Annotated in this window: 20 protein-coding genes; 18 read left to right on the plus strand and 2 right to left on the minus strand. The window is 46.5% G+C overall.

From position 1 onward, the window contains the following. Window positions 1–94 precede the first annotated feature (94 nt). From AAIH57_RS03150 to AAIH57_RS03185, 8 genes are all read left to right on the plus strand, one after another. Window positions 95–982: a LysR family transcriptional regulator gene (locus tag AAIH57_RS03150; RefSeq protein ID WP_430020508.1), complete on the plus strand. Its 888-nt coding sequence runs from the start codon at window positions 95–97 to the stop codon at window positions 980–982. 384 nt (window positions 983–1,366) lie between these two features. Continuing rightward, the gene (locus tag AAIH57_RS03155; RefSeq protein WP_430020509.1) at window positions 1,367–2,644 is read left to right on the plus strand and encodes a BNR-4 repeat-containing protein; all 1,278 of its coding nucleotides are present in this window, start codon (window positions 1,367–1,369) and stop codon (window positions 2,642–2,644) included. Window positions 2,645–2,925: 281 nt separating this feature from the next. Continuing rightward, window positions 2,926–4,080 carry a glycosyltransferase family 2 protein gene (locus AAIH57_RS03160; RefSeq protein ID WP_175396479.1) on the plus strand — a complete coding sequence of 385 codons (1,155 nt, stop codon included), beginning with the start codon at window positions 2,926–2,928 and terminating at the stop codon, window positions 4,078–4,080. Window positions 4,081–4,114: 34 nt separating this feature from the next. Next, on the plus strand, window positions 4,115–5,395 hold the full coding sequence (locus AAIH57_RS03165) for an aminotransferase class III-fold pyridoxal phosphate-dependent enzyme (RefSeq protein ID WP_217506454.1): 1,281 nt from the start codon (window positions 4,115–4,117) through the stop codon (window positions 5,393–5,395). 60 nt (window positions 5,396–5,455) lie between these two features. Further along, entirely contained in the window at window positions 5,456–6,487 is a 1,032-nt protein-coding gene (locus AAIH57_RS03170) for a zinc-dependent alcohol dehydrogenase (RefSeq protein ID WP_175396480.1), read from the plus strand. A gap of 81 nt (window positions 6,488–6,568) precedes the next feature. Beyond that, window positions 6,569–7,813 (plus strand): MFS transporter, encoded by a 1,245-nt coding sequence (locus tag AAIH57_RS03175; RefSeq protein WP_175396481.1) that lies wholly within the window; start codon window positions 6,569–6,571, stop codon window positions 7,811–7,813. A 65-nt stretch (window positions 7,814–7,878) separates the two neighbouring features. After that, a complete protein-coding gene (locus AAIH57_RS03180; RefSeq protein WP_430020510.1) occupies window positions 7,879–8,472 on the plus strand; it encodes a DUF1349 domain-containing protein in 594 nt (197 codons plus the stop codon). 38 nt (window positions 8,473–8,510) lie between these two features. Next, the gene (locus AAIH57_RS03185; protein ID WP_413033593.1) at window positions 8,511–9,152 is read left to right on the plus strand and encodes an HAD family hydrolase; all 642 of its coding nucleotides are present in this window, start codon (window positions 8,511–8,513) and stop codon (window positions 9,150–9,152) included. Here AAIH57_RS03185 and AAIH57_RS03190 read toward each other — a convergent pair. After that, window positions 9,149–9,964 carry an AraC family transcriptional regulator gene (locus AAIH57_RS03190; protein ID WP_430020511.1) on the minus strand — a complete coding sequence of 272 codons (816 nt, stop codon included), beginning with the start codon at window positions 9,962–9,964 and terminating at the stop codon, window positions 9,149–9,151. The genes AAIH57_RS03185 and AAIH57_RS03190 overlap by 4 nt on opposite strands. A 246-nt stretch (window positions 9,965–10,210) precedes the next feature. Between AAIH57_RS03190 and AAIH57_RS03195 the strand changes: the two genes are divergently transcribed. From AAIH57_RS03195 to AAIH57_RS03210, 4 genes are all read left to right on the plus strand, one after another. After that, complete coding sequence (locus tag AAIH57_RS03195; protein ID WP_430020512.1) at window positions 10,211–11,335, plus strand: NAD(P)/FAD-dependent oxidoreductase; 1,125 nt, start codon at window positions 10,211–10,213, stop codon at window positions 11,333–11,335. 25 nt (window positions 11,336–11,360) lie between these two features. Next, a complete protein-coding gene (locus AAIH57_RS03200; protein WP_175396486.1) occupies window positions 11,361–11,651 on the plus strand; it encodes a hypothetical protein in 291 nt (96 codons plus the stop codon). A gap of 9 nt (window positions 11,652–11,660) precedes the next feature. Continuing rightward, a complete protein-coding gene (locus AAIH57_RS03205; RefSeq protein ID WP_430020513.1) occupies window positions 11,661–12,569 on the plus strand; it encodes a TetR/AcrR family transcriptional regulator in 909 nt (302 codons plus the stop codon). Between the two features lie 187 nt (window positions 12,570–12,756). Then, window positions 12,757–13,989: a cytochrome P450 gene (locus AAIH57_RS03210; protein ID WP_430020514.1), complete on the plus strand. Its 1,233-nt coding sequence runs from the start codon at window positions 12,757–12,759 to the stop codon at window positions 13,987–13,989. An 88-nt stretch (window positions 13,990–14,077) separates the two neighbouring features. On the opposite strand, the gene AAIH57_RS03215 is transcribed toward AAIH57_RS03210, so the two are convergent. Further along, window positions 14,078–15,517 (minus strand): DHA2 family efflux MFS transporter permease subunit, encoded by a 1,440-nt coding sequence (locus AAIH57_RS03215; RefSeq protein ID WP_175396594.1) that lies wholly within the window; start codon window positions 15,515–15,517, stop codon window positions 14,078–14,080. Between the two features lie 282 nt (window positions 15,518–15,799). Between AAIH57_RS03215 and AAIH57_RS03220 the strand changes: the two genes are divergently transcribed. The 6 genes from AAIH57_RS03220 (at window position 15,800) to AAIH57_RS03245 (ending at window position 22,169) form a co-directional block, all read left to right on the plus strand. Then, the gene (locus tag AAIH57_RS03220) at window positions 15,800–16,402 is read left to right on the plus strand and encodes a TetR/AcrR family transcriptional regulator C-terminal domain-containing protein (protein ID WP_430020515.1); all 603 of its coding nucleotides are present in this window, start codon (window positions 15,800–15,802) and stop codon (window positions 16,400–16,402) included. A gap of 32 nt (window positions 16,403–16,434) precedes the next feature. After that, the gene (locus tag AAIH57_RS03225; protein ID WP_430020516.1) at window positions 16,435–17,073 is read left to right on the plus strand and encodes an NAD(P)-dependent oxidoreductase; all 639 of its coding nucleotides are present in this window, start codon (window positions 16,435–16,437) and stop codon (window positions 17,071–17,073) included. Window positions 17,074–17,177: 104 nt separating this feature from the next. Further along, window positions 17,178–18,137 (plus strand): ArsR/SmtB family transcription factor, encoded by a 960-nt coding sequence (locus AAIH57_RS03230; protein WP_430020517.1) that lies wholly within the window; start codon window positions 17,178–17,180, stop codon window positions 18,135–18,137. Further along, the gene (locus tag AAIH57_RS03235) at window positions 18,127–18,969 is read left to right on the plus strand and encodes an AraC family transcriptional regulator (protein ID WP_430020518.1); all 843 of its coding nucleotides are present in this window, start codon (window positions 18,127–18,129) and stop codon (window positions 18,967–18,969) included. Before AAIH57_RS03230 ends, AAIH57_RS03235 begins: the two co-directional genes overlap by 11 nt. A 161-nt stretch (window positions 18,970–19,130) precedes the next feature. Then, the gene (locus AAIH57_RS03240) at window positions 19,131–20,084 is read left to right on the plus strand and encodes a glycoside hydrolase family 43 protein (RefSeq protein WP_430020519.1); all 954 of its coding nucleotides are present in this window, start codon (window positions 19,131–19,133) and stop codon (window positions 20,082–20,084) included. A gap of 357 nt (window positions 20,085–20,441) precedes the next feature. Beyond that, complete coding sequence (locus tag AAIH57_RS03245) at window positions 20,442–22,169, plus strand: extracellular solute-binding protein (RefSeq protein WP_430020520.1); 1,728 nt, start codon at window positions 20,442–20,444, stop codon at window positions 22,167–22,169. Window positions 22,170–22,191 lie beyond the last annotated feature (22 nt).

Consider the following 22,191-nt stretch of genomic DNA (forward strand, 5'->3'; position numbering starts at 1 on the left):
ATTAAATTCACTTTACCATGGGAATTGGCATCATAGTTAACTATAATAGATGATGAGTGTTATCAATTATTTTGATGAGGTAGGTACCAGGAATATGGATCTGAACTATTTTCAAACCTTTCGTGAAGTGGCTGTAAGGCAAAGTTTTACGAAGGCTGCAGAAGAGCTGGGGTATGCACAGTCTAGTGTAACAACCCAGATTCAAAAGCTGGAAAAAATATACCAAGTAAAATTATTCGAACGTTACAACAACAATAAAATTCGGCTTACTTCAGCGGGGGAAGAACTATTTTTACTCTCCGGACAACTTCTTGAGATTTTTGAACATTCCCAGGAAAAGCTGACGAAACAGGGTGGAGGTTCGCTTACGATTGCAACCATGGATTCTCTTGCCTCTTATTTTCTGCCTGCCCCAATTCAGACCACTCGTAAGCAGTATCCTGAACTTGGCATTCGGCTGCAGACGGATCGGGAAGACATGATTTTGCAGAAAGTGAGAGAGGGAGAAGCAGATGTAGGGCTTATTCTTGCCAATGCTTCGTCCGAAACAGGCTTGCAGTGGATAACGATCAGGGAAGAGCCGCTTGTTCTCATTGTTAACACAGATCATTCCCTTGCCCATAAGCAGAAAATCGAGCTGAGTGATCTGGCTGACGAGGAATGGATTATGCCTGAGGATACCTGCAATTACAGGCAGCTGCTGGAGAGGGTGCTGAGAACAAACGGAATACCCTATAAAGTAGGTCTCGAACTCGGAAGTCCAGAAGCTATCAAAAGAAGCATTATGGCAGGGTCAGGCATTTCACTTCTGCCGCAAATGACTGCGATGGATGAAATACGCCGGGAGGAACTCGCTGTTTTGCCATTGGATCACGGCGAATTCAGATTGGAAATCCAGCTGGTCATTCATACCCGGAAATGGGTATCTCATGCATTACGCCAATTTATCGCGAACTTGGGAGCCAAGGAAACCGAATGGTGATCAATTCGGGCGAATCTGGCGAAAGTCGGAGGGAGATCCCCCTTTTTCCTTAAAACGGATCGGTTCTTACAACTCTGCTGGCATGTCTGTTGGCAGAGTTTTTTTCTGATTTTCTATAGCAACCTGCGATCCCATTCATCGAAATTTGAAGCCAAATAAGCAAAAAGGTGAAATGTTCTATTCGCTTTGTCTTAATGCTTAAATATCAAAATTTTGTTCTATCAAAACATGATTTTGTGTATGACGGTCAAGCGAAATCACATGTTACGATGATTATGGCGCCAACAAGCCAGTCAGCAAAGTGTAAGCGCTTTATTTATCCCGGCCGGGGATCCTATTCTCTACAAATTCATGTTACACCATTCATGAAGGAGGCGGATGATCTTGGGAAGAAGCAGGTTTTGGAAGATAGGCGCCGCTGCAGCGCTGCTCATCTCTGTACTGCCAGCGAGCACAGGTATGGCAGCAGCCACACTGACTGAGGTGCCTTATGTAATTGATTCGAGCAATCAGGCTGGATGGTGGTCACCACTTGAGACGTATGGTACTGGATCTGAGTATGCGTACTTGGCTTACAACGCTCCGGGCAGCACAGAGAATACACATACGGTCAATATAGCAAGGCGGGATGGATCAGGTACGTGGTCCAACATTCCGGTTATGAATGGCAGTGTCATTGCCGAATATAACGATGACATTGGACATAATCAACCCTCCATTGCCCGCGATGGCAGCGGTCGCTTTCATGTATTTGCTTCGATGCACAATGACAGCTGGCGTTATTTCAGGTCGGATACCGTTGGAGGCGCCCCGCAAAATCATTCCTCCGATATGCCCTCCTTCACGACGTTCAAAGGAACCTATCCCGTACTGACAACGGCACCCAATGGCGATGTCTATCTTCTGATCCGATCAAGTGATGATTCAACCGGTTATCGACCTGGCTTGTTATTCCGTTGGAATAATGCTCAGTCCAGCTGGAGTCAAGTCGCGGTAGTCGGTGCCAATGCTGGTCGGTCATTCTATCCCAATGATCTGGTTTTCGATGCACAAGGCGACTTGCACATCTTGTTTGAATGGTCGGCCTTTGTATCCAGCGCACTTCGTCATGATTTGTCATATGTAAAATACAGACCTTCTACAGGCACCTTTTATAAAGCGGACGGCAGTGTAATTTCCTCACCCGTATCATTGAGCAATGTGGATATTGTGCAATCGATGGCACTATCCGAGGCCTATGTTAAGGATGGAGGAGATCCAGGAGGACCGGGCATCCAGAGCGCCAAGCTGGCTGTTGATTCTGCAGGCAATCCGAAGATTGTCTACCGATATCGTGAGGAAGGAAGCAGCAACTTCTCTGTGAAATATGCTTCATACGAGGTGGGAGGATGGAATCAGCAGACGGTCTATAATACAACGGCGACCCGAGCAGGAATTGATATTACATGGACCGGGTCGAACGTTCGAGTCTACTATACAAAATATAGCGGAACAGACCGTGCATATATGGCGGTTCCGAATGGTAATGGCGGTTGGACCCAAACATCAATTGCTTCCGGGAAACCAATTGAGAGGCTCAGTGTAGACCGTAATGCTAATGGTATAGACATCTTGTATCTGGTGGATATCACCAATCGCAAGCTGTATTACGGCAGAAATTAAACCGCTTATATAATAACTGATCAACCAACACCCTTGGTGAGTTAACCGTGTCAACAGATGCGGATTTGCTCCCGAGGGTGTTTTTTTGATCATATTCAAATATTAATAGAGTTCAGAATTTGAGATTTCACAATTGCAAAAAATGATATAAATTTCTAGTAGATCCAAAACATTACCAAATTAAGACAGTAAATTCGGGACAAGGAGGTGGATATCCGGACATTTTTCACAGATCCAAAAGGATTAAATCGCATTTCATCATATCCAACGGGAGGGATTCCATGCTTTACACCATTATTGTGCCAGTCAACCAGGACTATAACATTTTGAACCTGTTCACCGATTCACTGCTTCGGACGGTGAGTCCATCAACACAGATTATTTTTATCAACGATGGTTCCGGCTCAGCAGTCTATCAGCATCTGGAGAAACTGAAGCAGGAAGTCAGAGAAGGGGTAACCATCGAGATTCTGCAGCATGATTTTCCGCTCGGCTGCGCGGTGTCCATTAACAGTGCACTACGGCGAGCTGAGGGAGATTATATTTTCTTCCTGGATTCCGACACCATTCTGCAGCCGGATTGGCAATCGATGATGAGAGAGACGCTGGACAGCGATATTACCATCGGCATGATTGGTGGTGTGCTGCTCTATCCGCAAACGGGAGGCGTGCAGCACTGCGGCATTGCTTTTGCGGACACGATCGGACGTCATCTCTTCCTGAATGCATCTCCAGAAGACATTCCCAAAGAGACCTTCTCGGTTCAACTGGTTGTATTCGCGATGTTCGGCATGAAGAGGGAGGTTTACGAGACGATTGGTACCCTCGATGAGAAGTTCTTTAATGGATACGAGGATTTTGATTATCAGATGCGGGCACGGGCTGCTGGTTACGATACGGTCATTAATCCGAATATTCGTGCGTATCACTGGGAACGAAGCAGCGGCATTCATCGAAACTTCAATCGCAAAAACAATCTGGCACGTTTCTGGAAAAAGTGGGGCAGTGAAATCGAGGCTGATGTTTGGCCGTTCGTTTTCAGTCATCTGAAGTCACAGCTGGAGAGCCAGGATAATGATCAACATCTGCCGATCGTCGGTATTGATCTTGCTGAGGTACGAAGTGATGCAGATACGTTCTGGACCAAGCTTGAGGAAGCTGATATAGCACCTGTTGCAGAGGTACGAGATTATTCCAACCGTTTTAATTCGAACGGAGCCATCTGGCTGCCGCAGGTACTGGGTAAGGAATTGATCCATAGTGAGAACCGATTATTGTTTTTGGTGGATAATTTCGCCCGTTTGCTGGAAAACCGCTATTGGATCGAGATGAGACATGCACATCGGGCTAAGGATCTGATCATCGATTTGTATGGCAATGTGATTACGATGGATCGCATATATGATGGCTGCTGGCCTGGAACCAAAGTTCGCTAAAGATAAAAACCAAGCATACGGGGAGGAACTATAAGTGAAATCAAAAGAGAGCACGCTGGACCGTGCCGTTAGATTTACCCGGAATCTGGAATGGTTGGAACATGTCGAAAAGGTAATTCCGAGCGGATGCAGTACATTAGCCAAGGCACCTGAACGATTATTTCCGGGTCACACGCCCGTATGCTGTGCCGAAGCACGCAATTCCCGTTTTATCGATATCGATGGAAATGAATGGCTCGATTGCGAGATGGCCATGGGTACGGCACCATGGGGACACGCAAGGCATGAAATTCAACTAACCATTATCCATCAGCTGAAAAAAGGGACAAGTTATTCCATTCCTGCTGACATCGAACTGGAATGTGCTGACCTGATCCTGCAGCGGTTTGGTGGACGTTACCCTTCACTGCGATTCACGAAAAGTGGCGCCGATGCAGTCAGTGGAGCAGTACGTCTTGCTCGTGCGGGCAGCGGCAAAAGCAAGGTGATATCGACTGCCTATCATGGGTGGCATGACTGGTCTGCCTATGGTTACTATGGTCGTGAAACAAAAGAGCGAGGCATTCCGGTCGATATTGAGCGTACAACGATCTGGGTGGACAAGCCAACACCGGAACGAATCGAGGCACAGATTACCGCTTCTCCCGAGGATATCGCCTGCATTGTCCTGTGTCCGAATGAATGGAAGCGCGAGCCGCTGGCGCAGGTCGTCTCCTTGTGCCGATCACTCGATATCATCGTGATATTTGATGAAGTTACTTCAGGCATTCGAATGGGCAAGCAGGCTACAGCAGGAGAGTATGACATCTGGCCTGATCTGCTCTGTATTTCCAAAGGCATGGCGAACGGATTGCCCCTTGCAGCTGTGATGGGACCGCAGCATTTGATGTCTTTATCGGGACAGGTCAGGTTCAGCAATGCTCATTCCAGCGAGACTACTGCGCTTGCTGCAGCGATCGCATGTGAGCGATTGATGAAAAGTGCGAAGGTATGGCCAAGCTGGCGGGATGCTACCATCCGGATCATGGATCTGATTGAGGCAGAACTCATACTTCTTGGACTAACCGACCAATTGGCGTTGAAAGGGACGTATGCGAGCTTCTACATTCACTCGATTACGGAGGAAAACTTCCAGACCGACCCATTCCGTGAGTTTATCGTGAAAAAAATGGCGCACTTCGGCATTTTCACCAAGGGATACTTCATTTTCTCGGATGCACATACCAGGGAGGAATTGCTGTGGGTGGAAGAAGCACTCCTGCAGACACTATCGGACTGGAAAGAGCTGCGTAAACAGGAGCACCTTTCGCAATAAAAATTTCGAAAACGTTTAAAGCCTAGTCCCTATCAGGGAAATGACAAGGAGGAGTATTCTATGAAAGCACTCGTATATCAGGATCACAAACAGGTGGCGCTGCTGGATGTTGAACAGCCGGACATTCAAAAGCCAAACCAGGTCAAAATCAAAATTTATGGCTCAGGCATCTGCGGTACGGATCTGAATATTGTCAAAGGTAAAGTTCCGGCGAACAAAGGGACGATTATCGGTCATGAAGGCGTAGGTACTGTCGTGGAGGTAGGTTCTGAGGTCCGTGGATTCAAGGTAGGGGACCGGGTTTTGATTGACCCAACCCAATCCTGTGGAACCTGCTCGTATTGCCGTGAAGGGTTATTCATCTATTGCGAAAACTTCGATGACTACCAAGTAGGCATGACCACCCATGGCACATTTGCAGAATATTATGTCGGAGATGAGAAGTATGTCTATCCCATTCCGGATTCCATGAGCTGGGAGACAGCCATGATGATTGAACCGCTCGGTTGTGTTCTACAGACGTTTATGAAAGCAGGAGTCAAGCCAAGTGATTCTGTCCTCGTCCTGGGTTCCGGTGCCATTGGTTCGCTATGTCAGCTTGTGAGTAAACGATTAGCACGGCTTACGGTAGGAACAGAAGTCGATCCATACCGCAAAGAGTTTGCTGTAGGCATTGCCGACCATGTTTTCTATCCTCAGGAACTGACGCTGGATAAAGTATACGAGATCAATAACAATAAAAAATTTGATATCGTGGTGGATGCTGTCGGAAACCAGCTTCATGTGGGATTTGAGCTGATTGCCAAAGGCGGCAGAATCATTCCTATGGGCTATGACGACAGCTATGAAGTGACGTTCAAGTCGACACACGTAATTAATGACGGAATTAGTATCATAGGTGCGGTGGCTAATCACTCGATGATCAGCACAGCACTGAAGTTTGCACAAAGCATCCCGGAACTCGAACAAATGGTTACAGCCAAGGAATTCCTGAGTGATTATGAAGAAGCGTTCAACGGTACAGTTGGATATCATCTGCGGACTGGAGAACCACTGCCCATGAATTCGGTTAAAACAGCTTTAATCTTATAGGCGTATAGGCGCTTGTGGTATCGCCGCTGCGACAGGTAACCATTCGCAGCGGCAAGATCCGCAGAAAGAGGGGGATATGGATTGAAGCTGCTTCAGGATTTGCCGAGAAATCCGCGGTATTCCATTTTACTCGAACCGGTGTGGGCCATCCCGGGCACGATTGTCCTGTTTTATGCTCCTTTATATATGAAGGAAGCCGGACTTTCGGACATCGAAATCGGTTTAATCAATTCGGTAAATCTTTATTTTGCCTTTATATTTCAGTTATTTGCCGGTTCAATTACGAACAAACTGGGTCGCAAGCGAACCACACTCATTTTTGATCTGATTGCCTGGAGTATTCCGATGTTCATCTGGGCGTTTTCACAGAATTTCTGGCTGTTCCTGATCGCCTACTTGCTGAATGCCACGTCCAAATTTGTAACGGTCTCCTTCAATTGTCTAATCATTGAGGATGTGGAGGAACACAAACGGTCCAAGGTATTCGGAATTCTGAATATGATCATCACAGCGGCGGGTGTACTGACACCGATTGCCGGAGTCGTGATTGCTGATTTCGGCATTGTGCCTACACTGGCCAGTATTTATTTTATCGGCGGAATTCTCATGACGGCCATGTTTTTCATTCGTAACCGATACACCGATGAAACCGAGGTTGGGAAAGAGCTGATGGGGATGCACAGCCAAACGAGGGTAATCCAGAGCCTTGCCTCCAGTTTGCGGCTGTTCGGGAGATCATTCTACAAGCGAAGACTGTTCCCGATTATATTGATTACAGTACTTTCGAATCTGATCCTGCAGCTGAATTTCTTTCAGGTGATATTTTTCAAGGAGCAGTTAAAGTTCGATGATCGTGTGATCTCGTTTATCCCGGTTGTGACTGCATTAACGGTCATGCTGCTGTATCTGGTCATTATTCCCCGACTGAAGCAGCGATCAGAGGAGAAGTATGTTGGATTTTCCATCGTCCTGAGTACAGTCGGTGCAGTGCTGTTTCTGTTGATTCCTGCCGGAAATATAGCGATGCTGTTTCTGACACTGATTGTGCTTGCAGCCGGCAATTTCATCCTGCAAACGTACCGGGATACCCTTCTGATGAACAGGCTGGGTACACATGAAAAAGCCGATATGTTTTCAGCGGTACAGACAGTCATGACACTGACGGCGATTCCTTCGGGTTACCTTACAGGTCTGCTGTACCATCATCATCCGGTGCTTTTGTTCAGCGTCATTCTTGCACTGTACATCGTTCTGATGGTCATTATGTTATTCCTGCCTGACCCGCAGAAACACTCCCAAGTGATCGAATCTTACAAAAATATGTAGGAGAAGGGGTTTTCTGTATATAGGAAGAATATGTAATACAGAAAACGAACTTGGGAGGTTAAGAGATGACGAACGTATTTTCAACAGAAACACGGAGCCAAATGAACTGGATGAATGAACCGGAAATCTGGTCTTACTCAGAACAGGGGGTTCTTACTGTGGAGGCTCAGGCAGATACAGACTTTTTCCAGGACCCTGCGGGCAAAAACATCCGTGCATCCGCACCCTTTCTGTCCATGCCTGTGCCGAGTGATTTCGAACTGACAACCCAATTAACGGTGGACATGAAAAATCAGTATGATTCCGGATGTCTGATGGTTATGGCAGATGAACGCAACTGGTGCAAGCTTTGTTTTGAATATGATGGAAAGGCAGCTATCATTGTGTCTGTGGTCACGCGGGACGGCTCATCTGACGATTGCAACTCGGTTGAAGTCCCCGTACCTGATCCATATCTCCGTATCCGCAAAGTAGACGACTGCATTTCATTTTTTTATTCACCCGATGGGGGTGAGTGGAAGCTAATTCGGTACTTCGGCATGCCGATTCAGGGGGATATCCAGGCTGGAGTCGTTGCACAGTCACCAACCGGAACAGGATGTACCTGTCGTTTCCTGTCCTTGGAGGTTACGAGACCGGACTTGACTGCCCGTTTCTGAGCCGTCCCCCTGCCGATCATTGGAGGGAGAATAACTTCATGGTAAAAGCCTTTATTTTGGATTTTGATGGATTAATTTTGGACACGGAGACTCCGTGGTACTATGCCTTTCGCGATATTTACAAGGAACACGGGCTTGAACTGGGGCTGGAGCTGTGGTCCAAAAATGTAGGGACTGATTTTGAAGAATTTCATCCTTTTATGTATCTGGAACAAGCCCTGCAAAAACCGATTGACCATGAACATATCAAGTTGTTATCCGAACAGAAATATACATCATACCTGGGGCAGGCCGCCATACTTCCAGGAGTGCGTGAATTGCTCCAGTCGGCCAGGGAAAAGGGGATTCAGCTTGCTGTTGCTTCCAGCTCCACGCGCGATTGGGTTCATGGTTACCTGCACAAGCTGGGCATATTCGAACAATTTGCTGTCATTCATACGGCAGAGGACGTGAAGCGGGTTAAACCGGATCCCGAGCTGTACCTTTTGGCTCTGAACAGTCTCGGAGTTGAAGCATCTGAGGCTGTTGTTTTCGAAGATTCGCCAAACGGACTGAAGGCAGCCAAGGCAGCGGGGATTCGCTGTGTTATTGTGCCGAACGAGGTAACACGCGATCTGGAGTTCAAGATGCATGATCTGCGGTTATCCTCGCTGGCCGAGATAAATATGGAGATCCTCTAACTTAGATATTGCTTGCGTAACTCGATGGGAGAGACTCCTTCGTATTTCTTGAAGACGGAACCAAAGTAACTGGCACTATTGAACCCGACAGCTTTGGCGATGTCATGGGCAGTGGTGGCTTCATCCTGGATGAGCATTTCCTTCGCTTTCAGCAGCCGATAACGTGTCAGATATTCGAGCGGTGTCATTTGGAATTCTTTTTTGAATATCCGGTTCAAGTGCTGTTCGGTAACGTCCATCTGCTGAGCCAACATGGAGAGCGAGATATCCTCATGATAATTTTGTTTGATAAAAGTAACGAGTCCGGCCAGCTTTAATCGGGCATCGGTGCGTTCGTAAGCACCATAACGTTCTCCTTCAATCGTCAATCTGACCAGAAGCATGTAGAGTAATGCGGATACGTGCCAGATCTGATCCTTGTGCCGGGACTGCAGCGCCAGTGTTATTTCATGCAGCAGGATATGAAGCATTCCATCCGGCTTGAAGGCGCGCAGCTCCCCGATCTGCAAGGTATGGAGGAAGCGGGGCAATAAATAGCCATTGAACGTCAGACAATCGAACAATAATGAATCACTGAGATTGTGATAACGATAGGTAACTTCAGGAAACATAATAAGAGCGGTTCCTTCACGGATTGAGAATTCATGATTTTTGGCTGCGATTCGCCCAGTTCCTCCGATGCATTGCACAATGGTGTAATCCCGTGAATGGTCGCTCCAATGCATGAATTCATCTGCATTCATCTGGATCTGCCCTGTAATCATGAGTGGCATATCGGCATCCAGCGGATTCTCCATGCTAGGTTTCGGCATCGTCGTGTTATTCCTCTTTTCGTTAAAGGATCGTGTACGTAAGTGGCGCGGATACAGCGTTAAAAGAAACCTAATTTGAATTATATTACATAAATGACATTATTTTAAATAGTGCTGTCGGAAACGGTGATGCCAAATGCGAAAACCTTTTAGCAAGAGAAATCGCAAGGGACGTTTGCCTTGCTAATATGATGCGAAACAGTATACGCTATAATGGATATCGTGATGGAGGAAAGGGATGCAAGCATGAAGAAAGTCATCGTAGTAGGATCAGGAATACTGGGGGCATCGACAGCCTATCAGTTAGCAAAACGGGGTGCTAAGGTTATCATTGTGGACCGCAACGATATAGGACAGGCTACGGATGCTGCGGCGGGTATTATCTGCCCATGGTTGTCGCAGCGGCGTAATCAGGATTGGTACCAGCTTGCGAAGGCGGGTGCTCGCTTCTACCCTGAATTGATTGAAGAACTCAAACGTGAGGGAGAAACGGAAACCGGATATGCCCGAGTGGGGGCCCTGAGTATTCATCCGGATATAGAGAAAATCGGAAAGATGGAGGAGCGCGCTCATCACCGTAGAGCGGATGCACCGGAAGTTGGGGATATAATACGGCTTAACGTAGAGGAAACGCATGAGCGGTTTCCATTGTTGGACGAGCGTTATCATTCCGTTTACATTAGCGGCGCAGCCCGCATAGATGGCCGTGCCCTGCGTGATGCCTTGATACGATCGGCCCGGCGAAATGGAGCTGTCCTGGTACATGGCGATGCCAAGCTTCAATTTGATTCCTGCCGTGTAACAGGAGTGACTGTCGCAACAGAAAGCTTCCTGGCTGACGAAGTTATTGTATGTGCCGGCGCGTGGGCCAACTCAATTCTGAAACCATTGGGCATTCATTTTAAGGTTCATTTCCAAAAAGCACAAATTATGCATTTACAGGTCCCGGAGCAGAACGATACGGGCAGCTGGCCAGTCGTTATGCCTCCTTCTGACCAATATCTATTGGCTTTTGACCAACACAAGATCGTTATAGGCGCAACTCATGAAAATGAGATCGAAGGTTATGATACTCGAATAACGCCGGGTGGAATGCAGGAGATCCTGAATAAAGGGTTGGAGTTGGCACCGGATTTGGCGGATAGCACTTTTCAGGAAGTAAGGGTTGGCTTCCGGCCGTTTACGCCAGGCTTTCTTCCGGTAATGGGGGCTGTTCCGGGATGGACGGGACTGATCACAGCCAATGGGCTTGGTGCTTCGGGATTAACCATGGGCCCTTTTATTGGCAGTCAGTTGGCGAAGCTCGCTCTCAATCAGGAGCTGGATATCGATATCCTTCCTTATAATGTTGCCAAAGCAATGGACGAATGATAATGAATCGAATATGAGGTGAAGCATGACGTATTCACAGCGACTAACGCAAGCGAGCGCATCAGATATAGCTTATCTGGAGTACCAGATCGGTGCTGTAGAGGAAGAATTGAAACAAGCGGATGGGGATCGTATAAGTTACGAATCCGAACTGACTCAGCTAAGATCATCCTTAATGGATCATGCGAATTCGTTCAGGGACGCTGCGAAGGAGCAAAATCTGGTGCATCAATTAGCCGAAGTACAGACTCGAATGGTAACGATCCGCACCCGGCTTGTTCAACTGCAGGATGAATTGGAAAAGCTGGCAGATTGAGAGGTCCTTATGAATAAACGCAAACAACAGCTTCTGGACACAGCACTTATGCTTTTCGACAAAAATGGTGTGGCCAATACAACGATTCAAATGATCCTCGATCATTCAGGCGTATCGAAAGGTACATTTTATAAATTTTTCAGTTCCAAGGATGATTGTATTCTGGCCATTCTCGAGCAGCGGATTCAGGAAGATATGATGATTCGCCAAGATTTGGAAATGCAGGGTTATGCTTCTGAGTTTGATTTGCTGGTGGACCAGATCGTGGTTCCGATGATATCGCCAGACAAACAGCGAGTTGTCGAGTTGTTCTGGACAGGCTTCTATTCCGGAGAATTTGATGTCGAACATCTTACACGAATTCAGTTAAACTGGCTTTCTGGACGGCTTGTTCAGTTATTTGGTGAAGAGGTTAAACCATATGCGTGTGAAGGAGCCATTTTTTGTTTTGGCATGGTTCACCAGATATCGAATACGTGGAGGAACTTTCACTTGAATCAACCTAACTGGAAGTCTCTTGTACCAAAAGTTCTGAACTATATTGAAGTTTTGCTGCGAGCCATGGTGAATAAACAAGAACATATCATTGATGCCGCGAGTCTGGCTGTCATCGATCCTGGTATAAAGCGGACTGTACCGGATAAAACCTACCTGCTGGCCGAGCTGGAAAAGTTCAACCACTCTGTTCAGAACTCGCAAGGGTCCATTCAGGCGAAAGAATTAAGCCAGGGACTATGGTCCTTGTTCCGGGAAGATACGCTCAATATGTCGATGCTGAAGATTACGTTATCCGCTTTTCAGGCTGCTTTTGTATCCGGACACGCACAGTTGCAGGCAAATAAGATCGCCCAGGCATGCTGGTGGTTTATTGAGCTGAATGGACCGATCGAAAATGGTGAACAGCAAATGGAAATGTAAATTGTACGAATCGTATACTTAGAACCCTCTTATAAAAAGAGGGTTTTTAATTTGGTTCAAAAGGTTTATATCTAAAATTATACGATTCGTATAAAATTTAATAAGGTGCTGAACTGTCAATTCATGTACCAAAACCCTTTAATCTACAGCAACCAAACATGAAACTATTCTGGGAGGTAGCATCCACATGTACAAAGAAGTGATTCGAGTTGAGGATATAACCAGATTCCAGTCCAAGTCCGAAGAGTTTTTCCCCATGGAGTGGTATCAGAAAATGTTGTCCGAAAATCCTGTGCATTATCATGAAGATACCGACACCTGGAACGTGTTCAGGTATGATGATGTCAAACAGGTCCTAAGCAATCATGAATATTTTTCAGCTGAGGGAACCCGAACCACCATAGCTGTAGGGGCGAAGAACAAGGAAGGCACACCTCCGGACAAATTAAACATTTCAAGCATAGACCCGCCAAGACATCAAAAAAGCCGTTCATTGTTATCCGCTGCTTTTACCCCTCGTAGTCTAAAAAATTGGGAACCCCGAATTCGCAACATTGCGAAGCAGCTGGTGGCAGACCTGGAATTCAATACAACGATTGATATCGTTGAAAAGCTTGCTGCTCCACTGCCTGCCATGGTCATGGCGGATTTGCTGGGGATCCCGCTCACGGACAGCCATCGGTTTAAAAGCTGGGTAGATATCCTGTTCCAACCTGCCACTCTGGAGAACGCAGAAGAAATCGAATTGAAAAAACAGGCAGCAGCCCAGGAGTACTATCAATTTCTATATCCACTCGTAGTTAACAAACGGACAAATCCCGGGGATGATATCATTACCGATTTGTTGAATGTCGACGTTGAGGGAGAGAAATTCACGGAAGATGAAGTTGTACGAACAACGATGCTTCTGCTCGGTGCCGGCATTGAAACTACGAGCCATATGGTTTCGAGCACGTTTTATTCTTTTTTGTATGATGAAGGAGATTTATATGGTCAGCTAAGAGAGAATCCAGAACTGGTTCCGCTTGCCGTAGAAGAAATGCTTCGGTACCGATTCCATAATGCGAAAAGGCATCGAACCGTCAAGAAGGACAACCAATTGCTTGGTGTCGATTTGAAAAAAGGGGATGTGGTCATCTCCTGGATGAGTGCAGCAAATATGGACGAGCGGATGTTTGAAAACCCGTTTAAAATCGATATTCACCGTCTCAACAATAAGAAACACCTTACCTTTGGTAACGGTCCGCACTTTTGTCTGGGGGCACCGCTGGCCAGGATGGAACTCACACTAGTACTAACGGCTTTTGTGGAAAGGGTTGCCCGGGTTGAAGCGGTTGATTCCTTTGAGCTGGAGCATAATCTTTCGACTTCTGCGCCAGGACAGTCCTTGACACACTTACCTCTCACGATCATCGAATAGGGAAAGCCACAGCAATAAAACATATAGAAAAGCGGCAGATCAGGACGATCTTCATGTCCTGTCTGCCGCTTTTTATATAACTAACGAATTAATTCGAATTCATGGAAACGTTCTGTCTGACAGGCATTTTGACTTCTTCCTCAGCTGCCTGCTTGGTACGTTTAATGAAGAAGGAGAGTGCGAGACCAACGACTGCAATACCGATAATAACCACGTAAGCATCGTTGATTCCCTGGATCATGGACTCCATCGCCAATTGCTTCTGAGATAAGCCGCTTGCTGCTCCGCTCGCAATCATATCCTGCACATGCGTTGTTGTACGACTGGTCATTACACTTACGAGCAATGAAGTACCAACAGCACCAGCGACTTGTCTTACTGTATTGGAGATTGCTGTACCATGCGGACCGAGTCTTGGTGGCAGCTGATTCAGGCCTGCCGTTTGAATCGGCATCATGAGCAGAGCCATCCCGATTCGGCGGCCCGTGGACATCAGAACCAGATAAGTGTAGCTGGTCGAATCCGTGAGATCGATAAAGCCAATCGTCGTTACGATCGTAATAACCATACCAATAATGGCGAGCCACTTTGCTCCAAAGCGGTCAAACAAACGTCCAGTTACCGGCATCAGGAATCCCATGACAAGAGCACCTGGGAGCAGCAATAGACCGGACTCCAGTGCAGTGTAACCACGTGCATTTTGAAGGTACAGAGGCAGCAGCATCATATCTGCATACATGATCATCGTAATCGCAATATTAATGATCGTGGTCAAGGAGAACATATTGTACTTGAACGCACGAAGGTCGAGCAGTGGACTTGCAGAAACCAGCTGGCGCCATGTGAACAAGGCCAGAGCGATAATGCCTGCCGCGAGGCAAATGAGTACTTCAGCACTGGACCATCCCAGACTTCCCGCACGGCTGAAGCCATACAATAATGCGCCAAATCCAATTGTTGATAATGCTACACTAAGCGTATCGAACTTCGTATCTATGCGCTCCGATACATTTTTCAGATATACAAACGCACATCCGATAACAATGACTGTCAATGGGATCATTCCGTAAAACATCGTTTGCCACGAATAGTTCTCCAGAACATATCCAGCAAGGGTAGGTCCGATCGCCGGGGCGAAAATGACCGCGAAACCGACCATACCCATGGCGGCTCCTCGTTTTTCAGGGGAGAACAATGTCAAAATGACATGCATCAACAGCGGCATAATAATACCAGCCCCTGCAGCCTGAATCATACGACCTGTGAGCAGTGTACCGAAGTTGGTGGCAAGTGCTGATACAATCGTACCAATCAGGAAAATGAGCATGGAAGCCTGAAAGAGCTGCCTTGTTGAAAAGCGCTGCATGAAATACGCTGTAATGGGAATAAGTACTCCATTCACCAGCATGTAGCCGGTCGTAAACCATTGTGCCGTTGCAGCGGTGATATTAAAATCGATCATCAACTCCGGCGTGGCAACACTCATTAGGGTTTGATTCAATGTGGCAAGAAACGCACCCAAAATCATGACAAACAGTATGGGACCCTTTTTGATGTTTTTCTCATCATATAATCTAGCCTGACTCAATCCATTCCATCCTTTCAATCTACACGTGACTAAATTTACAACGTGTTGTATAGTTTACATTGTATCTATTGAATTATATACATATTCCCGCAAAATACAATTTACACTTTGGGGAATATCTGTTGCTTATTTTACAAAAATATAAAATATGTAGTTTATTACGAAAATAAACGACTCATTATTTAAAATTGTAATTTTCTAAAATTGAAGGAGTGCATGAGCATGAAAAACGATAACAAGTCCGCTATCGATCCGCGAATACTCCGTACCAGGCAATTAATACGTGAAGCTTTTGTAGATTTGCTGCAGGAAGTGGATATCGAGAAATTAACGGTGAACCGGATTGCTGAACGTGCCACCATCAACCGCGTGACCTTCTATCTTCATTATCGTGATATTACAGATATGATGGAGAAGATGGCGGATGAGATGAATGAACATATTGAACGGATTGTTGATGAATATCACCGGTTCGACAACCCTGAAACAGAGGAGGCTTGGCCGGTTCTCGTGAAAGTGCTTGAGCATTTTGCCGAGCATCCCAAATTCTATCGTGTCGTTCTCGCTTCCAAGCGAACCCCCATTTTCACAGAACGGCTTATGAAATTGTTAACCAGACTTGTGACCGAAAAAATCGAGCGATTGGAGATCGAGAGCGTCTTTGCCCAGGCAGGCATCCACAAGGAGATTGCGATTTGGTACAGCTCCTCAGCCCTCATCGGTACCATTGTGGCCTGGCTTCGCAATGATATGCCTTATGCACCACATTTTCTGGCCAAACAGTTTTCTTTGATTCGCTCGTATTCGTATAAGGGATTAATGTAGTAAAAAACAAATAGAGAGTGTGAGTGGAACCCATGAATATCATTATATTTGGAGCGACCGGAAGAACAGGGAGTGAACTGCTGCGGCGTGCGCTAAGTGAGGGGCATACTGTAACCGCATTCGTCAGGAACCCAACCAAACTTGGCATTTCTCATCCAAACTTAAAAGTTGAGCAAGGAGAAGTTACCCGCTATATCGATATCGATACTGTCTTAAAAAAAGAAAAAGTTGATGCAGTCTATTCTGTTCTTGGTGCGAAGAGCATGTTCAAAAGGGATATGTTTCTAATCGATGCCTTGAAGAACATCATTCAGGCGATGGAGGAAAGCGACGTAGGTAAGCTGATCCATGTGTCGTTTATTGGTGCTCATCGAGACGCCGGTAAACTCGGTTTCTTATATAAATACGTGATTCCCAACATCATGACCAATTTGCTTCGCGATCACCGGGACAAAGATGCGCTTGTCACCCAAAGCAAGCTCAATTGGATTTTGGTTCAACCGCCTGTGCTCACCATGGGTGATTATAATGGAAAGTATGTGCATGAAGCAGAGATACACCAGGACCCATCCCGCAAGCTGAAGCTGTCACGTGCCAATCTGGCAGATTTTTTGCTTAAGCAGGGGAATGACAGCACATATGATCGCAAAGCTGTCTTGGTCACTGAATAGGGCAACCATTCCGTTATGGGATAGAGCAGGAGATTTGATTGTGTTTGCTCCTGTTATTCAGTAAAATAATTTTAATTTATATGTTCCCAAAGGAGAGCGGATACGTGCTGGAACTCAGTTTCAATGACCCGGAAAAACTGGTAAGTGTTACCCATGCCCTGTCAACCCGTTCCCGGATTGACATTCTCCAGCTGTTACAAGTGAGCAAGTTGAATATTATTGAAATTGCTGAGGCGCTGAATCTCCCCATTTCAACAGTGGCCAATCATATCAAAGTGCTTGAAGCCGCCAATTTAATACACACAGAGATGCTTCCCGCATCCCGGGGAGCCATGAAATTGTGCAGTCGCAATTATGATGATATACATATTGTTTTGGATCAGATGAGGCCAGCTTCCAAGCGTGCCACGAATATATATGAGGTCCAGATGCCTATTGGTCATTACAGTGACTGTGAGGTGACGCCAACGTGTGGGATGGCCAGCGCAGAGAGCATGATTCTGAAAGAGGATGATCCGGCAAGCTTTTTTCATCCCGCGCACGTAGAGGCTCAAATTATCTGGTTGAGAGAAGGGTACCTGGAATATTTGCTGCCCATGGATATTCCGTTTGGCGCAACGATTGAATCTTTGGAATTATCGATGGAAATGTGCTCTGAAGTGCCTACCTATAACAATGATTGGCCTTCGGATATTTCCGTTTGGGTGAACGGCATCAAGATCGGAATGTGGACAAGCCCAGGAGATCTCGGCGACAGGCGTGGCAAATTGAACCCGGATTGGTGGTATGACGGTTCCACGCAGTATGGAATCCTCAAGACTTGGCTTGTAGATCAAGCCAGGACTACATTGGATATGGAGAAAATCTCGGATATTTCATTGTACGATCTGGATTTGGGCGACAAACCCAAAGTACGCTTGCGTATTGGCGTTGACCCGGATGCCCAACACCATGGGGGGATGAATCTATTCGGAAGTCAGTTCGGTGATCATGGGCAGCATATCGTGATGCGTGTGAAGTACTCGCTGAATCCGGACGTCGAGGTTGGTAAAGATGGAAAATAAGGACATGCCGTTTATCGTCAGCATTGAGCGCTTCAAGCCCCATGCGCTTAAACTGGAGCATGGTGAAGGCTACTTCATGTCACATTCACATGCATATGACGAATTGACGTTGATCCTGGAAGGAGAAGGGTACTATAGTTCTCCTGAACAAAACATTAAAGTGTCAGCAGGTGACCTGGTACTCATTCCTCCAGAGCTTCATCACGGTTATGTGTGCACAGAGTCATGGCAGGGAATTTCGGTCCATTTTTATCATGATCAGCTGCCTGTGCATTGCCGTTATCTCTTCCATGGGCCTGGACGCGGGCTGGATCGAATCTATAGCACTCATCTTTCCGATGACCAATTGGCTTGGGCAAACATCAGTTTATCCCAGTTGGAAAAGGAGTGGGGATCTGCCGGGCATGATTCTGTTTCACATCAACTCATGTGTCTCGCAATGGAGACAACACTGCTATTGTTTCAGCGAAGTCATGCATTGGAATCGCCTTACCCGGCTAATGCGACCGGTCAAGTTTTCATTCAGGAAGTGCTGAAAGACATTCATTCCTCTTACCATACCCCGATCACGGTCAGCGAGCTCGCATCCCGCCACTTTTTGTCTGAAAGTAATCTGCGCAAAAAATTTACGGAAGCTGTAGGTGTTTCTCCGAAACAATACATCATTAACCTTCGCTTAATGGAAGCAAAACGATTGCTGCAGCAAACCAATAAAGCGATCGAGATGATTTCATCACAAGTGGGATTTACGTCCTCCAGCAGATTTTATGATTATTTTGTCAAAATTACCGGTGTAACGCCGCTGGAATGGCGGATGCATAACACGAATTGAATAATCCATCACATAACCGCCGATGGGCGGTTTTTTTTCGACCGACGAAATCGATTGAAGGTTGTCTTTTTTTGAGATCACTTTGAAGCGGTTTCATAATTGTGTGTGAACCAACCCTGCCAGATAATAGAAGACAGAACGACTTGAGAGGAGTAGAAGCAATGTCCGACAAAAGAACCTTTCACAATCCTGTGGCAGCTCAATCCGCCGACCCTTGGGTTTACAGACATACGGATGGCTATTATTACTTCATGCGAACACGTTCAGACCAGGTTGAACTCGTTCGATCGGTCCGACTAACGGAAATCGGGGAAGGAGACCGTAAAATCATCTGGTCACCCGAGCCTGGCGGTCCTTACAGCCATCATTTGTGGGCACCTGAGATTCATTTCCTGAATGAAAGATGGTACGTATACTACACGGCCAATGATGGAGGTGGAGATGATACCCGGCGAATCTGTGTACTGGAAAATGAAAGCGCGGATCCCTTTGCAGGGGAATGGGTCTGGAAGGGAGCACTGGATACACCAGTGCCCGGTTTGGATGGTACCGTGATGAAGCTTAACGACCAGCTTTATTTTCTATATGCAGGCTATGGACATTTTCCCGATTATGGATCGGCCATATATATTATGCGAATGTCTGACCCATCCATCGTGGCCGGAGATCATGTGCTTCTCTCTGCACCAACCCTAGCCTGGGAAAAGAAAGGCGGTATGGCGATCAACGAGGGACCCGTGACGCTCCACCGAAATGGACGAATCTTTTTGATATATTCTGCAAGCACAACCTGGTCCGAAGACTACGCTTTGGGTATGTTGACCATGAATGAACAGAGCGATCCGATGCAAGCTTCATCATGGAATAAGTCCCCGCAGCCGGTATTCCGCAAATGCCCGGAAAACGGCGTATATGCCACAGGGCACAACAGTTTTACAATGTCCCCGGACGGCTTGGAGGACTGGATTGTCTACCATGGGCTTCCCGCTCCGGGGGCTGACACCAGTTTAAGGTCAACACGCATCCAGCGATTTCAATGGAACACGAATGGCACACCTGATTTTGGGGTGCCGGTCAGTGATTACCTTGGCCTTCAGAGACCATCCGGAGAGTAACGTCGAAGGAGACAGAGCTAATGTATAGATAGGCTTTTAGTTACAATAATTCCGTAATTAAATTGGACAGAGAAAACAGGGGATGTGTGAAGTGTAGCTTCGGAACAAACCATTCAGTTAAGATAAACCCTTATATATAGGGTAGTTATACAAATATTTATCGATTAACATCTATATTATGAATAACTGAGTGGATAAAGCATTGAGTGTATTTTATTACAATAAATTGAATTGTAAGCGTTGACATACAATAATTATGAAACTATACTTTGAGTGAAATACAGAAAATAACAAATCAGTCAATGGATCAGACAGAGGGGAAAAGTGCTTCTCAAATTTAAAAGCGGGGGGATGAACATGGCTAAATTCACTAAACGGTTTTTTGGCATCTTCATGGTGTCTGTGCTTGTGCTGGGGACTGCGGCTTGCAGCAGCAAAAATGAAACCGATGAGGCTGGTCAAAAGGAAGAAGTCGCCAAGGTACGGAAAGAAGTCACTTTTACGGATATTAGCCAAAACATCCGCGGCAACGAAACGCCAACGCAAGAGCAGCAAGAAGAGGTCAATCAGACGTTGAATGACACCTATCTGGGCGATTTCTTCGATGAGACCATCCCTAATGACTACTCGGCGTATCCCTACGAGAAAGATGTCACGTTGGACGTCTGGATGCCAGCTATTGCAGAAATTCCCGACATGAACAATCATGCGGTGCAAAAGCAGGTAGAAGAACTAACCGGCATCAAGGTTAATTTCATCACACCGCCCGTTGGGCAGGAGGCAGATGCATTTACCCTCATGATCTCTTCCGGCGAGCTTCCCGATATTATTATCAATCCTGAGCGTTATCCGGGCGGCCTTGAGGCCGGACTGAATGACGGGGCATATCTGGATCTTACCGAACTTATGGAAACGAATGCGCCCAACTATTCGGCATGGCGGAACTCCGATGAAACGAGACGCAAAACAACGGTTACGGATAGCGGGAAACTGCTTGGTTTTTACGGAATCGCACCTTACTCCGAATGGACCTGGTTTGGCACTCTGATCAAAAAGGAAGCTTTGGATAAGACGGGATTGGAAGTTCCGACAACCATTAACGAATGGCATAACTTCCTGAAAAAGAGCAAAGAAGTCGGATATACCGAACCACTGAATTACGGCTCTTCGTATGGTCAGATCTTTACGGGAATTATTAATGGTGCATATGGCGTATGGGACTGGACCTTCCTGGATGAGAACGGCAAAGTGGCTTGGGGACCGGCTCAGCCGAAGGCCAAGGAATACCTGACTACCATGCAGCAATGGAATAAGGAGGGTTTGCTTAATCGGGATTGGGCAACCGCTGACTTCAACCAGAGAATGGCAAGCGCCATCTCGGACAAGACGGCAATCATGATGGACTCTCCGGATACCATGTTTAGTTACTGGAAACAGCAGAACGACATCGATTTTGTCGGAGCACTTAACCCTGTTCTGAATAAAGGGGACCAGTCCGCAACCACATACAAAAACTTCAAGCGAACTGGAACCACCGCAGCGATTACAACCCAATGTGAAGATGTCGAAGCAGCAATGGCCTGGCTTGATTTTAACTACAGCAAAAAAGGCTGGGAAATTCTCAACTATGGTGAATACGGAACGGTACACCTGATCGATGAAAATGGCAAACCCTATTTCCATGAAGACAGCTACATTTACAAAGACCCGGAAGGTCAGCCTGTGGCGACAACGTTGTTGAAGTACCGCATGCATTCCTGGCCATCCATTCGTGACGAGCACAATTCCAATCCATTGATTGTTGCGAAAGGAAGTTATTCCGGTGACATCCGGAAGGAGTGGACGGAAAAAATGGACACCAGCATGGCCATGCCTCCAATTACGTTTACTCAGGAAGAGGCTTCACGAGAGGCAGAGCTCGGGAATCAATTGTCAACACTTCGGGGAGAGTACTTTGCCAAAATTATTATGGGGGAACTCCCGGTGGATGCCTATGACAAGTTCCTGAGCGATGCGGAAAAGATGGGATTGAAAGAATTCCTCAGCATCCATCAGGCTGCACTGGATCGGTACAACCAAAGGTAGTCAGTAAATTCTGAATGGTGAG

The sequence above is a fragment of the Paenibacillus sp. MABNR03 genome, from assembly GCF_050455445.1.
GTDB lineage: Bacteria > Bacillota > Bacilli > Paenibacillales > Paenibacillaceae > Paenibacillus > Paenibacillus xylanilyticus.

Coding starts and splice junctions, on each gene's coding strand:
- AAIH57_RS03150 (WP_430020508.1), top strand. CDS start 95: ATGGATCTGAACTATTTTCAAACCTTTCGTGAAGTGGCTGTAAGGCAA.
- AAIH57_RS03160 (WP_175396479.1), top strand. CDS start 2,926: ATGCTTTACACCATTATTGTGCCAGTCAACCAGGACTATAACATTTTG.
- AAIH57_RS03170 (WP_175396480.1), top strand. CDS start 5,456: ATGAAAGCACTCGTATATCAGGATCACAAACAGGTGGCGCTGCTGGAT.
- AAIH57_RS03180 (WP_430020510.1), top strand. CDS start 7,879: ATGACGAACGTATTTTCAACAGAAACACGGAGCCAAATGAACTGGATG.
- AAIH57_RS03185 (WP_413033593.1), top strand. CDS start 8,511: ATGGTAAAAGCCTTTATTTTGGATTTTGATGGATTAATTTTGGACACG.
- AAIH57_RS03190 (WP_430020511.1), bottom strand. CDS start 9,964: ATGCCGAAACCTAGCATGGAGAATCCGCTGGATGCCGATATGCCACTC.
- AAIH57_RS03195 (WP_430020512.1), top strand. CDS start 10,211: ATGAAGAAAGTCATCGTAGTAGGATCAGGAATACTGGGGGCATCGACA.
- AAIH57_RS03200 (WP_175396486.1), top strand. CDS start 11,361: ATGACGTATTCACAGCGACTAACGCAAGCGAGCGCATCAGATATAGCT.
- AAIH57_RS03205 (WP_430020513.1), top strand. CDS start 11,661: ATGAATAAACGCAAACAACAGCTTCTGGACACAGCACTTATGCTTTTC.
- AAIH57_RS03210 (WP_430020514.1), top strand. CDS start 12,757: ATGTACAAAGAAGTGATTCGAGTTGAGGATATAACCAGATTCCAGTCC.
- AAIH57_RS03215 (WP_175396594.1), bottom strand. CDS start 15,517: ATGATTTTGGGTGCGTTTCTTGCCACATTGAATCAAACCCTAATGAGT.
- AAIH57_RS03220 (WP_430020515.1), top strand. CDS start 15,800: ATGAAAAACGATAACAAGTCCGCTATCGATCCGCGAATACTCCGTACC.
- AAIH57_RS03225 (WP_430020516.1), top strand. CDS start 16,435: ATGAATATCATTATATTTGGAGCGACCGGAAGAACAGGGAGTGAACTG.
- AAIH57_RS03235 (WP_430020518.1), top strand. CDS start 18,127: ATGGAAAATAAGGACATGCCGTTTATCGTCAGCATTGAGCGCTTCAAG.
- AAIH57_RS03240 (WP_430020519.1), top strand. CDS start 19,131: ATGTCCGACAAAAGAACCTTTCACAATCCTGTGGCAGCTCAATCCGCC.
- AAIH57_RS03245 (WP_430020520.1), top strand. CDS start 20,442: ATGGCTAAATTCACTAAACGGTTTTTTGGCATCTTCATGGTGTCTGTG.